Raw genomic sequence first — 14,728 nt, forward strand, 5'->3', positions numbered from 1 at the left:
TCATTATTAATCAATTTTTTCTTGGAGACAGCTATGACTAAAATAGTCATTATTGGTGGTGTTGCCGGTGGTGCATCTGCAGCAGCAAGAGCAAGACGGGTATCTGAAACGGCTGAAATCATCATGCTAGAGCGTGGCGAGTTTGTTTCATTTGCCAACTGCGGTTTGCCATACCATATAAGCGGCGAAATCGAATCGCGCGACTCACTATTACTGCAAACACCAGAAAGCTTCAAGTCACGTTTCAATATTGATGTGCGTGTATTTAACGAAGTAATTGCTATCGACAGACAAGCAAAGCAACTTAACGTACGTAACCTTATTACTAATGAAACATATCTAGAGTCTTACGATAAACTATTACTCAGTCCAGGTGCATCCCCGATTAAGCCTCCAATCAGTGGCATTAATCATCATTTTGTTCATAGTCTACGTAATATTCCTGATATGGATAAAGTGTTATCTACCCTTTTACTGCATAAACCTAAACACGCAACTGTGGTGGGTGGAGGTTTTATTGGTTTAGAAATGGTAGAAGCGTTACGCCATCTCGGATTAGAAGTGAGCTTGCTCGAACTTGCTGACCAGGTAATGGGGCCAGTAGATATTGAAATGGCCAATATGATGCATCAAAAGCTTGTCGATAACGGGGTTGATTTACGCTTAAAAACAGGCTTGGCCGCTGTCAATGATTGCCCTATAAAACTCTCTGAAGCCGATAATACTGATAACTACGATAAACCTGTCTCTCCCCATTACCATTTGACATTAGACTTAACAGATAACAATAGCTTAGCAACAGATTTAGTCATTCTCGCCATTGGTGTAAAACCAGAAACTCGCTTGGCCTCTGAGTGCGGTTTAGTATTGGGGCCGCTGGGTGGTATTGCGGTTGATGCTGGGATGCAAACCTCTGATGCTGATATTTATGCTGTTGGTGATGCTATCGAAACAGCTGATTTTGTGACTGGTAAGCCGACACTGATCCCACTTGCAGGGCCTGCAAACCGCCAAGGCAGATTAGCCGCAGATAACATGCTCGGGGGGAAGAAATTATATCGTGCGACTCAAGGCACAGCTATCTGTAAGCTTTTTGATATGGCCATATCCTCTACTGGATTAAATGAAAAAAGTTTACTCAAGCAAGCTATTCCTTATGAAAAAATCTATGTGCACACTGCCAGTCATGCCAGTTATTATCCTGGGGCGCATCCTATTACCTTAAAATTATTATTTTGTCCTGATTCTGGCCGTATTTTAGGCGCTCAGGCCGCGGGAATTGATGGCGTGGATAAGCGTATAGACGTATTGGCCGTGGCACAACGTGCGGGCATGACAGTGTATGATTTAGCCGACCTTGAACTGACTTACGCGCCTCCTTTTGGTTCTGCACGAGATGTGGTTAACCAAGCAGGCATGGTCGCTGCCAATGTATTATTGGGTGATGAAGCTGTTTGTCATGTTCAAGATCTACATCACTTGACTGCAACACAAATGATTGTCGATGTGCGAAATCCTGGTGAATTAACTGCGGTGGGCGCAATTGAGGGAGCGATAAATATTCCGCTACCAGAACTTCGAGATCGACTCAATGAGCTCCCAAAAGACAAAGAATTACTGGTGTTCTGCCAAGTCGGTTTACGCGGGCACGTTGCCTATTGCATGCTAGTCCAGCATGGTTTTAAAGTACGCAATCTCAGCGGCGGCTATAAGACCTACCAAATGGTTAATGCGCATTTTTAGTCCATATAAAACGCTTAAATAAATACCTCAGCTAGTGTGCTTATTCTGTAAGTGATAAAACAAAAACCAGCCTATTGGCTGGTTTTTACTTTTTTATTGTTAGGCGACTAACTCGACGGCTAGCCGACAAGTACAATTACGCTTGTGGGCGCATCGCTGGGAATAAAATCACGTCGCGGATAGTATGAGTGTTAGTGAATAGCATCACTAAACGATCGATACCAATACCTTGACCCGCTGTTGGCGGTAAACCGTGCTCAAGTGCGGTGATGTAGTCAGCGTCATAGAACATTGCTTCGTCATCGCCTGCATCTTTAGCATCAACTTGCGCTTTAAAGCGGTTGTCTTGATCTTCAGCATCGTTCAGCTCGCTAAAGCCGTTTGCCACTTCGCGGCCACCAATGAAAAATTCAAAACGGTCGGTGATGAAGTCATTGTTATCATTACGGCGTGCTAAAGGCGAAATATCCGCAGGGTAACCAGTAATGAACGTTGGTTGCATCAGCTTAGTTTCAGCGGTTTCACCGAAAATCTCTTCTAATAACTGACCACAGGTCCAGAATTTCTCTAGCTTGATGCCTAGGCTCGATGCTAAGTCGCGCATAAACTCTACGTCTTTCACTTGCTCGTAAGTCATCGCTTGAATAGTCGCATTGTCAGGGTTGTACTTTTGAATAGCTTCTAACATGCTTAAACGTGCATAGGGGCCACCAAAATCTACTGTGTGCTCGCCGTATGGCATTTGCGCACTACCCGTTAACTCAATGGCGATTGAACTGAGCATTTCTTCAGTTAAGTCCATTAAGTCTTTGTAATCAGCATACGCCATATAGAATTCCATCATAGTGAACTCTGGGTTATGACGTGGTGACAAACCTTCGTTACGGAAGTTACGGTTAATTTCGAATACGCGCTCAAAACCACCGACCACTAAACGCTTAAGATATAGCTCTGGCGCAATACGTAAGTACATGGCCATGTCTAATGCATTGTGATGAGTCACAAATGGACGTGCAGAAGCACCACCAGGAATAACGTGCATCATTGGGGTTTCAACTTCCATGAACTCTTTTTTGATCATGAAGTTACGAATGGCAGAAACCACTTTAGAGCGCATAATGAACGCGTTGCGCGAGTCTTCGTTAACGATCAAGTCAACATAGCGCTGGCGATAGCGAGTTTCTTGGTCGGTTAAACCGTGGAATTTCTCAGGTAACGGACGCAATGCTTTGGTCAGTAATTGATACTCTTCCATATTAACGTACAAGTCGCCCTTGCCAGATAAATGCAGCTGACCTTTAACACCAACAATATCACCGATGTCTAAACCTTGATAACGCTCTTTTAAATCGCCTTGGACTGGCTTACCAGCATAAGCTTGAATACGACCAGACACGTCTTGAATCACTAAAAATGGACCACGCTTAGCCATAACACGGCCTGCAATGCTGGTTTGAAAAGCGAGTTCTTCTAACGCTTCTTTGGTCTGCTCACCATATTGCGCCTGTAACTCAGCCGCTTTATGGCTACGTTGCCATGTATTTGGATGCGCATTAGCAGGACAACTGGTGCGGATGTGCTCTAATTTAGCGCGACGTTCAGCAATCAGTTTGTTTTCATCTTGTACGTGTTCAGTCATGTTATATTCTCGCGTTTACTCGCCACACTTACATGGCGGAAAAAGTTAATTTAATTAAAGTCCTGATTTTAGGCTGGCTTCAATAAACTTATCTAAATCACCATCCAGCACTGATTGAGTGTTGCGGTTCTCAATCCCTGTACGTAAATCTTTAATACGGGCGTCGTCTAATACATAAGAACGAATTTGACTGCCCCAACCGATATCTGATTTTGCATCTTCAGCAGCTTGCTTATCGGCATTTTGTTTATGCATTTCTAACTCATACAACTTCGCCTTTAACTGTTTAAAGGCAGAATCGCGGTTTTTATGTTGCGAGCGATCGTTTTGACATTGCACCACAGTGTTGGTTGGCAAATGCGTAATACGTATCGCAGAATCTGTTTTGTTGACGTGTTGACCACCCGCGCCTGATGCACGATAAGTGTCGATACGTAAATCGGATGGATTAATATCGATCTCAATATCATCATCAATTTCTGGATAAACGAAAACAGAGCAAAAAGAAGTATGGCGTTTGCCAGATGAATCAAAAGGTGATTTACGCACTAAACGGTGGACACCCGTTTCAGTTCGCATCCATCCAAAAGCATACTCACCAGTGAACTTAATCGTAGCACCTTTAATACCGGCCACATCACCGTCGGTGACTTCCATTAACTCGGGGCTAAAACCATGTGCATCGCCCCAGCGTAAGTACATGCGCAGCACCATGTTGGCCCAATCTTGCGCTTCAGTGCCGCCCGAACCAGATTGAATATCCAAGTAACAGTTTGACGCATCACTCTTACCAGAAAACATGCGGCGAAATTCGAGATCGGCTAGACGAGTGTCTAACACCTCAAGTTCTGCAGCTGCATCGTTAAAGGTTTCTTCGTCATCTTCTTCAATGGCAAGTTCAAGTAACCCTTCGATATCTTCAAGACCTGAGTCCATATCATCAATGGTTTTGACCACGACAACCAACGCAGCGCGCTCTTTACCTAATGCTTGCGCACGTTCAGGCTCATTCCACACTTCTGGGCTTTCTAGCTCGCGACTGACTTCTTCTAAGCGCTCACTTTTGGCAGCGTAGTCAAAGATACCCCCGAAGTAGCTCAGTACGTTCAGCGAGCTCTTTAATTTTGAATTTTACCGGATTAACTTCAAACATGAATATTCAACTTAAATTTAGCAGTTAACAAAAGGTGCAACGGCGCATTTTACCTCATGATAGGCGCTAAACCTAGACCGGAAGGATGATTATTAATAAACAAATGACGAATATATTTCACTGAATCAATATCAGAAAAACCATAACCGTGAGTGTAACGACTAAATGTACGCCATATTGTTGTATAACAACTTCCACAAAAGATTGAATAAGGATTCGGTTAAGAATTAAGCCTAGGAATGGCTGACTGATAATGCTAAAAAATACCCATAATAGTGAAAAAACACTTCAGATTATGACGAAAAAAAATGAACCCTTAAGGTTCATTTTCCAACCCAATAACAGTCACTATTATATTTTAAATTGACCGACTAACTTAGAAAGCGTCGAGCCTTCATTGGCCACCGTTTTGCTCATATCAGAAGCATCTTGACTGGCCGCTAATAGCGTATTCACAATCTCTTGCACTGAATTAATATTACGATTAATTTCTTCGGTTACTGAGCTTTGTTCGGTAGCTGCTGTAGCTATTTGAGTACTCATGTCATTAATGCTGGTCACTGATGAGGTAACAGCGCCTAAACTTTCAGAAATGGCCCTAGAAGACTCAACTGAACTTAAACAACTGGCTTGGCTCTGTTCCATGGCTTGTACCGCTTTGGTGACTAACTTATGCAGCTCAGACAGCATTTCATTAATTTCGACGGTACTGGTTTGAGTGCGACTGGCTAAATTTCTGACTTCATCAGCAACCACAGCAAAGCCTCGACCTTGCTCGCCAGCTCGGGCAGCTTCAATGGCCGCATTAAGTGCCAGTAAATTGGTTTGCTCTGCAATTCCACCGATCACACTCAGCACTGAGTTAATCTTTTTCGACTGCTCACTTAATGACTTCACATTGGCGGCGGCATTGTCAATTTGGGTCATCAAATTAGACACTTCAGTTAATGATGTATCGACACAGTCTTGCGCTTTTCCGACGTTATCAGAAGCCGCATGTGTTGCTTCAGCAACCATATTAGTATTATGAGCCACATCATGAGCGGTCGCAGACATTTCAGTAATCGCGGTCACAACCTGATCAATTTCATTGTTATGATTATAAAGCTGCTCAGTCATTGACACTGTTTGACCACTAATGCTTTGCGCTGCATGTTTAACCCTATCAGTCGCCCCCGCTACATCACCAATAATATTCTGTAACTTGTCAATGAACAGGTTAAAAGCACTGCCTAACTGGCCGATCTCATCAATGCTTGTTATCTCAAGACGTTTAGTTAAATCACCCTCACCTTTGGCGATATCATTTAATGAGCTAGCCATATTTTGGATAGGCACCACCATTCTATGGGCCATAATGACTACAGCAAAAGCAGTTATCCCTGTTAAACCCAAAGCAATTAATAAAAATAAGAATGCTTTTTGATTCATCTCTTCAGTTTTATAGGTTTCATAAGCCGCAATAGACTCTTCAATATCATCAATGTAAGCGCCAGAGCCTAACATCCAATGGGTATTGGGGACCATTACCGCGAAACCGAGTTTTTCGACTAACTGTTCTCTACCAGGCTTTTTGTAATAATAAGAAAAATTACCGCTCCCGGATTTAGCGGCATCTAATAGCCCAACAATAATTTTAGTGCCATTGGGATCGGCCATGTCAATTTTGTTTTGGCCTTCAAGTTCAGGCATAGTCGGATGAAAAATATTCATCCCCGCATCATCATAGATAAAAAAATACCCTGCTGTGCCAAAACGTAAGTCTCGTAATGCCGCATTAACATTACCTTTATCACCCAAAGAGAGTTCATATTCAACGACTCCCTGGGCAATCTGAACAGATTCTTTAAGTTGATTTTTGCGTTCTGAAATTAATTCACTGCGAAAATTATCAATATCTCTTTTCAGCGATGCACCTTCGTTAACGTAAAAAATGCTCAGTAATACTGTGAGGATCAACGTTAGCGGAATTAACGATAACCCCAATAGTTTATTGCGTAATGAAGATCTCAGCATAGTGGTAGCCTTTTGAAGGTCTTTTAAGATAATAGTCTACAAATATAATAGTCTATTTATTATAAATGGTTACATTAACAAACTATGACTACTCAAAAAAGTGCGGCCTATCGCAAAACGTACAATATAATAACCGTTTTACAACATAGACAACCCACTACCCATTGCAGCAAATCCTATGACTAACCATACAAGGCTTGGCTTAAAGACTTTTAATACACTAAAACCAATAATCACTAATGCCATGTCCTGCGGCATGATGACCGCACTGGTGAATACTGGCTGATAAAGTGCTGCCAGCAATAATCCCACAACGGCAGCATTGACACCTGCTAACGCACCCGCAATTGCAGGACGTTGGCTAATGCTATGCCAGCTTTTTAACCCCACCAGCATCAGTAAAAATCCAGGAAGAAAAATTGCCAGAGTGGCAACTATCGCCCCTAAAATAGGTGACTCTAACCATAAATCAGCGCCTAAGAAAGTAGCTAGAGTAAACATGGGCCCAGGGATGGCTTGTGCAAGCGCATAACCGCTAAGAAAACGATCGGCAGTAATGTATTCGCCAACACTGGTTTCAAGTAAGGGTAAAACCACATGTCCGCCACCAAAGACTAAACTACCGACTTGGAAGAATTGTGCAAAAATTTGTCCTAGGCTATCTGGTTGATTAATAAAATATAACGATGCCACTATTACTGTAATAAATAGCCCTAACCAAACATAATTAAGCTCTATCGGAGGGTTGTCTGGCGTAATACTGTCGCCTCGAGTCATCAACATGACTCCAACAATCGCTGCCACAATTAACACCCCAATTTGCATTAATAATGACGGCATTAAAATGATGGCAACAGCTGTTGCTGCCATAAGTATTTTAGCGGTTTTTCGTTGACAGAATTGGGTGAACATTGACAAAGTTGCTTCAGCAACAACCACGACAGCGAGTAGTTTTAAACCATGGATGGCACCCGCAACAGCAGTCAACTCGAGCCATTGTGCACTGGTAACGGCAAATAAAAACATCAATAAAAAAGACGGTAAGGTAAAACCTAAAAAGGCAGCAAGACCACCTAATAGACCACCACGATGATAACCAATTGCAAAACCAACCTGACTGGAACCTGGCCCCGGCATAAACTGACTTAGGGCAACAAAGCTTGAGTACTGTTTACTGTCTAACCATTGCTGATCGTCAACAAAGACTTTTCTGAAGTAGCCTATATGCGCTGCAGGGCCGCCAAAACTGATTAGACCTAATGCTAAAAAGCGAGTAAATATTTGCCACATTGTCCGAATACCTTTTTATAGTGATTAACAATGCTATGACAATGAGATGGCATTTTTATGACAATAAAAAAATGCCCCCATCACCATACATAATACTAATATTTATCAGCAACTTATATTTTCTCGTTAGGTAGAGTCATCGTGTAGTGCCACAAAGCTTAGTTGGAGAAAATAAACATTTATCAAATAATCCATTATTCGGCTAAATCGTATTACCTCAACTTGTCAGCAATAAAAACCACCAGCTTGCGATGAAATGCCTCAAATATTCTGAGCGTGGCTTACATGCTTTATATCAACTTAACGTTGAGATTAACTCGGCCTATTGCAGCAGCTCTAACATAACCAATACCTCAAAATGATCCGTATGAGGAAACATATCAAACATTTGTACTTTGGTAATTTCATAACCCGTAATACAGGCTAAATCTGTCATTAAGGTGTGTGGATTACAGCTAGAATACACAATGGCTTTGGGCGCAAACTCGCTCAAAGAATCGCATAAGGTTTTACCTAATCCTCGCCGCGGTGGGTTAACAATAATAAGATCGGGTTTGACTTCAGCTGATTGCCCTTGTGCAAAATGGGTTGAATCAAGAGCACTAAAATCCACTTGTGTCAGCCCAAGTTTGCTGGCTGACAAGATGGCACATTCTATTGCTTCTGATTCAATCTCTATACCCGTTAAGCGAATTTGATGATCAGCACAATGCAACCCAAAACCGCCGACACCACAGAATAAGTCCCAAATATAGTTAGGTGTAAACTCAGTAACCCACTCCCTTGCAATCTGATACAACTGCGCCGCAACGTCAGGATTTGTTTGAAAAAAGCTTTTTGGCCGAATAAATAACGGCACATGATTCAGTTGTTCTTCTAAGCGCGTAGTTTCGGTTAAAAAGATTTCTCTTTCACCTTCTAAAATAGCCATATGAATCGGCTGAATATTAGCCGACACTAAGGTAATTTGAGGAAATTCTTGCAGTAACTGCGGTAATTCTCGTTCAATTCGCGCGATCGCGTTATCGCTACGCAAAACAAAACGCAGCATAAACTGGCCACTACTTTGACTACGAGTCAGCAAAATAAATTTGAGCTCACCTTTGGCCTTATCGACTCGATAAGGAGGCACACCCGCTTGCTGCACAAATCGCTCTAAACGGTGTAATAACAATTGCATATCTTTAGGGTATAACGAACAATCACATAAGCTGATCGGCTCCCCTTGTGGATTAACCAATCCTAAAATAGGCTCATGAGCGGCACCTAATACCACCATTTTGGCTTTATTACGAAAGCCAGATTCTGCACTTAATATCGGTGAAAACCATTGTTTAACCGACATGTCACGAAACAAATCCGTTAATTTTTGCTGTTTTACATTTACTTGCTCAACCATTGGCAGTTGAATATTGCGGCATGACAAACAATCGCCACGCTCAAAATAGTCACATTTCACAGCTGTTTTCCTCTCCAGAATTTAACATCATAAAAGCGTGATCACACAGTTGTTTGAGTTGCTGTAAGTCCTCAATAGTGCCACCCACTTTACAGCGCATTTGCTCAGGAATACTCAAGGCTTGTTGATATAATTGTTGGCCTTGCTCAGTAACATGTAGAACACGCACACGTTCATCTAATTCACTGCGACCACGGCTCACTAAACCTTTGCTTTCTAGGCGTTTTAACAAGGGCGTTAAGGTTCCAGAATCAAGGTGTAATTTTTCACCTAAGGTTTTGACACTAATTCCTGGCTCTTTCCACAACACCATCATCACTAAATATTGCGGATAAGTTAGTGATAACTCATCTAACAATGGCCGATAGGCGCGGATCATTGCATTAGTCGCACTATACAACGAAAAACACACTTGGTTTTCAAGTGCTAGCGGGTTTTGCACTGAAGGTAATTGAGATTCATTAAGCACTTTACTAGACATAGGTCAAACTCCACTAACCACTAATATGGGTTAATCATAACATTGGTTGTGCACAACCTATAATCAAAAAAGGCATCTCGCGTTATTTTTGATAAAAAATAATCAAGTCTTTGGGTTTTCGGCCGTTATACTTATACCATTGGTTTTTTATATTAAGGTTAATCATGTCACTTAGCATTAACTCACCTTCTTCAATGCCTACAACGATTGATTCAGGCAACAGCTTGAAAGTTGCCGTTATGGCTAAAGATCAGCAAAAAGCTGAAGGGCAAATGGCATTGCAACTCATCGAAGCTGCACTAGCACCAGCGCCGCAACCCGTAGGCAACAGTGGCCATAATATTAATACAACTGCATAATTTATTTGTAGCGTCCTAAAAACCCTAGTGAATATTTTTTATATTCCTAGGGCTTTTTTACGAACGACACACTGCACAAGAAGCTCATCAATAGTCGCGACTAAAGATTGGCTTATACCTGCGATGCGAATTTAGTAACGCAGCCATTTCAATGCGTCATCTTCATCTTCGAAATATTTAATCTCGCCCGCGATAAACCAACTACCGATTTTGGCCGCCCATTCTTGCCAATTTTTATTGCCCCAAATAGCCACTCTTTCAAACTCAGATTTGTGCTTTAATCCCAGTGACAAATCATCCCAAGCAGCGCGTAAATCCCAGCCCTCAAGCTCAGTGGCGTCGAGAAATAAACTCACTTTAGGTTGATTAACTTGGCTTAAAGCCCCTTCTAACATAGGGGTAATGACGAGATAGTCTTCGTGGGTTAGTGTGCCCGTTGCTTTTAATGTCACAAAAAACACATTTTCAATTCGGTTTATGCCTATTGATAAACCATGTTTCTTCATATCCATATCGTGGCTCCTTTAACATGCGATTACACATTTAACTGCACACGCCTATCAACAACGCTTATGCATGCTTACATTTTAAGCAATTATAAAATTAAGTATGTGCAGGGCTGCACAAAAAACAAACAGAGTGATGGTAATTAATGTCAAAAAGCATCATGTATAGAGCATGATTTGGGTGACAAAACCACGTTATAAATAACAAATTCAATGCGAATCACAGGACGATTTAATTAAACAACAATAGATTGAAAATAAAGACTTTTATCAGAAAATGGCAAGATGATGTACCATTATGAATCGCTTATCAAACGGCCATCGTCTTTAGATAACTGCGAAAAAATCACGGCGGCTAACATAGTCATCACCCCGACTGTCACAAAAGTGAGCTGGAACGCCCCGAGTACTGTCGCGGCGTTATCGCTACCAATATTGGCACTAAAACCACCGAGTAAAGCACCAGCACAGGCAACTCCCAAACTTAATGATAATTGCCCGACTACCGACAATAGGCTGTTACCGCTACTGGCACTAGCATCATCAAGATCGATTAAAGTCACGGCATTCATTGCGGTAAACTGCAATGAGTTAATCGCGCCCATGAAGGCCAACATGCCCAGTAACAACCAATAAGGGGTGTGCTCGTTAACTAAGCCTATGCTAGCCAGCATCAATCCCAGAGCCAGTGTATTAGCGGTTAATACAAATCGATAACCTAAACGTTCAATAATGGGACGAGCCACCGATTTGGCCATTATCGCCGCAGCAGCCAATGGCAGCATACTCATTCCCGCCTGAGATGGTGAATAACCCAAAGCGACTTGCAGCAACAATGGCACCAAAAAAGGCAATGCACCACTGCCCAAACGAGCAAACAGATTACCAAACAGACCGATAGCAAATGTTCTGGTTTGGAACAATAATGGTGAAAACAGTGGCTGAACAATTCGCCCAGCTCGAAGCCAATAGGCAATTAAGCATGCCATACCACCAAACAACAGCAACATCACTCGCAAGTGTGGCAGATGCAGTTCACCTAATCCTTCCATAGCAACGGTAATCAACAACATCGCCGCACCAAACAACAAAAAGCCCAGGGTATCGAAACGCGACCTTTCCTTACCACGAAGGTCAGGAATAAACCTCCAAACCGCATAACACCCCACAATGCCGACAGGTAAGTTAATCAAAAAGATCCAATGCCAAGTGAGATATTGCACCATCCAACCGCCCATCACTGGACCAATTAAAGGACCGAGTAAACCGGGGATGGTGATAAAGCCCATGATCCGCACTAACTCAGAACGCGGGTACGCCCGCAGCACAACTAGCCGACCAACGGGCAGCATTAACGCACCACCCAAGCCCTGAATGACTCTAGCGCCAATTAACATGTCCAACGAATGCGACAATGCACAAAGCAATGAACCAAAACTAAACAATAGGATGGCACCAAAGAAGATTTTCTTAGTACCAAAGCGATCTGCAATCCAACCGGAAGCGGGGATCAACAGAGCAACCGTGAGCATGTAAGCGATAATGACGCCTTGCATGCGCAGCGGATCTTCGTTTAAGTCATTGGCCATTGCGGGTAAAGCGGTATTGAGGATTGTCCCGTCAAGCGACTGCATAAAAAAAGCAATGGCAACCACCCAAGGTAATCCTCGAGCAGTTTGTGCATCAAGCAGTCGACTATCGGGCATTGAACCTCCATTTACCACATGAGTGTCGCGACACCAAGCAGTGCAAATAGCACGGCACAACCGCGATGAATAAGCTTCATTGGTAGTTTGTTCGCACTAAAATGACCTGCCAATACCACAGGGACATTAGCAATCAGCATACCCAATGTGGTGCCGATAACAACCCAGGTTAATGATTGATATTTTGCCGCTAAGACAACAGTAGCAATTTGTGTTTTGTCACCAATTTCGGCGATAAAAAACAAAATAAACGTCGCAGTAAAAGCACCTAATTTATAAAAACGGTTATCATCGTCATCCATTTTATCGGGTATGAGCACCCATAAAGCAATGGCAAAAAATGAACCGGCTACCAAATAGGTGGCCCATTGAGGATCAATCCAAGCAATGGCCCATTGACCAATCCATGCAGCAAGAAAATGGTTTAATAAGGTGGCAAGTAGAATGCCTAATATGATAGCCGTTTTATTACTGAATCTGACAGCGAGTAGTAAAGCCAATAATTGAGTTTTGTCGCCGATTTCAGCAATAGCAACAGTAAAGGTTGAGGCAAATAAAGCTTCCAATGTGATAATCCTAGGGGTAAATGACGACTAAGCACAGACCGCCGCATACCCCTTGATGCAGTGACAGTGCTTAGGTCTTGCATGGCGAAATCATTAACATCAATAATTTTGCCGTAAGTACCATGGCATGAGGCCAAGTATGTTGACACTTACTCCTAATCATATCGTGTCGATATGCTTAGGTTAGCTACTCCCCTAAAACGATGGGCATTATAGCTTATGATCAGATTTAATCAACGCATTGATACAGTAAAGAGCTTAACGCAGTACTGACGTAATGATACGCTATTGCAAAATCATAGTGTAAAACCGTTTAGCTAAATGTTGACTAATTGTTTATAAACGCAGCTGTTAGCCTATAACCATCAAAGATCCTTGCCTGCTCTGTCACCCTTCTGCTAATGTCCGACACAAATAAAATAATAATTAGACAGGACGTTTTCGGTGAATTTTAAAACTTTAGGCTCTATTTCGATTGTAGCAGGGACTGCAATTGGGGGTGGCATGCTTGCGCTGCCATTAGCAACAGCGGCATTAGGCATAATCCCAGCATTAATTTTACTCGTGGTCATTTGGGGCCTATCCGCTTATACCTCATTATTGATGCTAGAAATTAATCTTCACTCTGGTATCGGCGATAATGTTCATGCCATTACCGGTAAAACCCTGGGTAAAGTCGGCCAGCTAATCCAAGGAGGTTCTTTTCTCAGCTTATTGTTCGCTCTGACTATGGTGTATTTGATGGGAGGGTCGTCGCTATTAGAAACCCGTTTACAGCCCATTGGCATAAACATGAGCAACCAAGTGGCAGTCATACTGTTTACGGTTATTTTTGGCGGATTAATTGCCATTGGCGTAAAATGGATTGATAAAGTATCACGTATTTTGTTTACTTCTATGGTGGTGTTACTGGTCATTGTGGTGGCATTTCTATTACCCGACGTTAACCTAATCAGTGCATTAAATAATTATTCAACCGAAGTCGCTTCAGGCACTGCGCTGCAGCAATTATGGTTAGCGGCTATTCCTGTGGTGTTCACCTCATTTGGTTTCCATGTGTGTATTGCTACCATTGTGCGCTACTTAGAAGGCAATGCCGTTTCTCTTAGAAAAGTGCTCTTAATTGGCTCAACCATTCCGCTGATTTGTTACATTCTATGGTTATTAGTGACCTTAGGCTCTTTAGGTGGTGAAACAGTACATAGCTTTGGAGGTTCATTACCTAAACTTGTTACCGCCTTACAAAGCTTAGCCCAATCACAAATTATCAGCCAAGCTATTGATTTATTTGCTAACCTCGCATTAATTACTTCATTTTTAGGTGTCACCATGAGCTTGTTCGATTACATAGCCGAGCTCACGCGAGCCAACGACGATGCTGCTGGACGTGCAAAAACCTGGTTAATGACCTTTATACCACCTCTATTGTGCGCGCTTTATTACCCCGACGGCTTTTTTAAAGTCCTTGGTTTTGCTGCTATCCCATTGGTAGTGATGATCATCTTCTTGCCCATTGCAATGGCATTAAAACAACGCTCACAGCAATTGGGCGGTTATCAAGTCTCTGGTGGTACTTTAGGGCTTGTTGTCGCAGGTTTACTCGGTATATTAATTGTTATTGCTCAGTTAATAGTGGCATTAACCTAAATGAACTAACTGATTAACCGGATTTGTAAGCGAGTTTTTCAAACGCTTTTAAGATGGTTAAACATTTGTTAAAGTCAGGCTTAGCCTGACTTTTTTGTTTTATGGACTACCAACATTAGCCATGATGAAACAAGAATTAAGCAAAAAATTAGAGACAACAGCA

General features: G+C 42.2%; 12 protein-coding genes and 1 riboswitch. Of the genes, 3 read left to right on the forward strand and 9 right to left on the reverse strand.

From position 1 onward, the window contains the following. Window positions 1-33 precede the first annotated feature (33 nt). Window positions 34-1,743, forward strand: coding sequence for an FAD-dependent oxidoreductase (locus H5164_RS08655; RefSeq protein WP_182698607.1), 1,710 nt, complete (start codon window positions 34-36; stop codon window positions 1,741-1,743). Window positions 1,744-1,879: 136 nt separating this feature from the next. Here H5164_RS08655 and lysS read toward each other — a convergent pair whose 3' ends face one another. The 6 genes from lysS to H5164_RS08685 all read right to left on the reverse strand — a co-directional run bounded on the left by lysS (window position 1,880) and on the right by H5164_RS08685 (window position 9,781). Then, entirely contained in the window at window positions 1,880-3,382 is a 1,503-nt protein-coding gene (lysS, locus tag H5164_RS08660; RefSeq protein WP_124017351.1) for a lysine--tRNA ligase, read from the reverse strand. Between the two features lie 54 nt (window positions 3,383-3,436). Then, a protein-coding gene (gene prfB, locus H5164_RS08665) for a peptide chain release factor 2 (protein ID WP_165870142.1) occupies window positions 3,437-4,535 on the reverse strand; the annotation gives its coding sequence in 2 pieces (ribosomal slippage) (window positions 3,437-4,459 and window positions 4,461-4,535; 1,098 coding nt in all). A 351-nt stretch (window positions 4,536-4,886) separates the two neighbouring features. Continuing rightward, complete coding sequence (locus tag H5164_RS08670) at window positions 4,887-6,551, reverse strand: methyl-accepting chemotaxis protein (RefSeq protein WP_124017349.1); 1,665 nt, start codon at window positions 6,549-6,551, stop codon at window positions 4,887-4,889. A 138-nt stretch (window positions 6,552-6,689) separates the two neighbouring features. Continuing rightward, a complete protein-coding gene (chrA, locus tag H5164_RS08675) occupies window positions 6,690-7,841 on the reverse strand; it encodes a chromate efflux transporter (protein ID WP_182741941.1) in 1,152 nt (383 codons plus the stop codon). A gap of 322 nt (window positions 7,842-8,163) precedes the next feature. Beyond that, window positions 8,164-9,300 (reverse strand): 23S rRNA (uracil(747)-C(5))-methyltransferase RlmC, encoded by a 1,137-nt coding sequence (rlmC, locus tag H5164_RS08680; protein ID WP_124017347.1) that lies wholly within the window; start codon window positions 9,298-9,300, stop codon window positions 8,164-8,166. Then, window positions 9,290-9,781, reverse strand: coding sequence for a MarR family winged helix-turn-helix transcriptional regulator (locus H5164_RS08685; RefSeq protein ID WP_182755667.1), 492 nt, complete (start codon window positions 9,779-9,781; stop codon window positions 9,290-9,292). Before H5164_RS08685 ends, rlmC begins: the two co-directional genes overlap by 11 nt. 164 nt (window positions 9,782-9,945) lie before the next feature. Between H5164_RS08685 and H5164_RS08690 the strand changes: the two genes are divergently transcribed. After that, window positions 9,946-10,140, forward strand: a complete 195-nt coding sequence (locus H5164_RS08690; RefSeq protein ID WP_124017345.1) for a cytoplasmic protein — start codon at window positions 9,946-9,948, stop codon at window positions 10,138-10,140. 131 nt (window positions 10,141-10,271) lie between these two features. Here the strand turns inward: H5164_RS08690 and H5164_RS08695 are convergent, their stop codons facing one another. The 3 genes from H5164_RS08695 to H5164_RS08705 all read right to left on the reverse strand — a co-directional run bounded on the left by H5164_RS08695 (window position 10,272) and on the right by H5164_RS08705 (window position 12,918). Beyond that, window positions 10,272-10,652, reverse strand: coding sequence for an STAS/SEC14 domain-containing protein (locus tag H5164_RS08695; RefSeq protein ID WP_124017344.1), 381 nt, complete (start codon window positions 10,650-10,652; stop codon window positions 10,272-10,274). A 290-nt stretch (window positions 10,653-10,942) separates the two neighbouring features. After that, window positions 10,943-12,352 (reverse strand): multidrug transporter subunit MdtD, encoded by a 1,410-nt coding sequence (mdtD, locus tag H5164_RS08700; protein WP_182755669.1) that lies wholly within the window; start codon window positions 12,350-12,352, stop codon window positions 10,943-10,945. An 11-nt stretch (window positions 12,353-12,363) separates the two neighbouring features. After that, window positions 12,364-12,918 (reverse strand): TMEM165/GDT1 family protein, encoded by a 555-nt coding sequence (locus H5164_RS08705; RefSeq protein ID WP_124017342.1) that lies wholly within the window; start codon window positions 12,916-12,918, stop codon window positions 12,364-12,366. A gap of 98 nt (window positions 12,919-13,016) precedes the next feature. Then, window positions 13,017-13,126: riboswitch (yybP-ykoY riboswitch) on the reverse strand. A gap of 236 nt (window positions 13,127-13,362) precedes the next feature. Between H5164_RS08705 and H5164_RS08710 the strand changes: the two genes are divergently transcribed. Beyond that, window positions 13,363-14,565, forward strand: a complete 1,203-nt coding sequence (locus H5164_RS08710) for an aromatic amino acid transport family protein (RefSeq protein ID WP_182698603.1) — start codon at window positions 13,363-13,365, stop codon at window positions 14,563-14,565. Window positions 14,566-14,728: the final 163 nt, after the last annotated feature.

The sequence above is a fragment of the Shewanella sp. SG41-3 genome, from assembly GCF_014164545.1.
In the GTDB taxonomy this organism is placed as follows: domain Bacteria; phylum Pseudomonadota; class Gammaproteobacteria; order Enterobacterales; family Shewanellaceae; genus Shewanella; species Shewanella vesiculosa.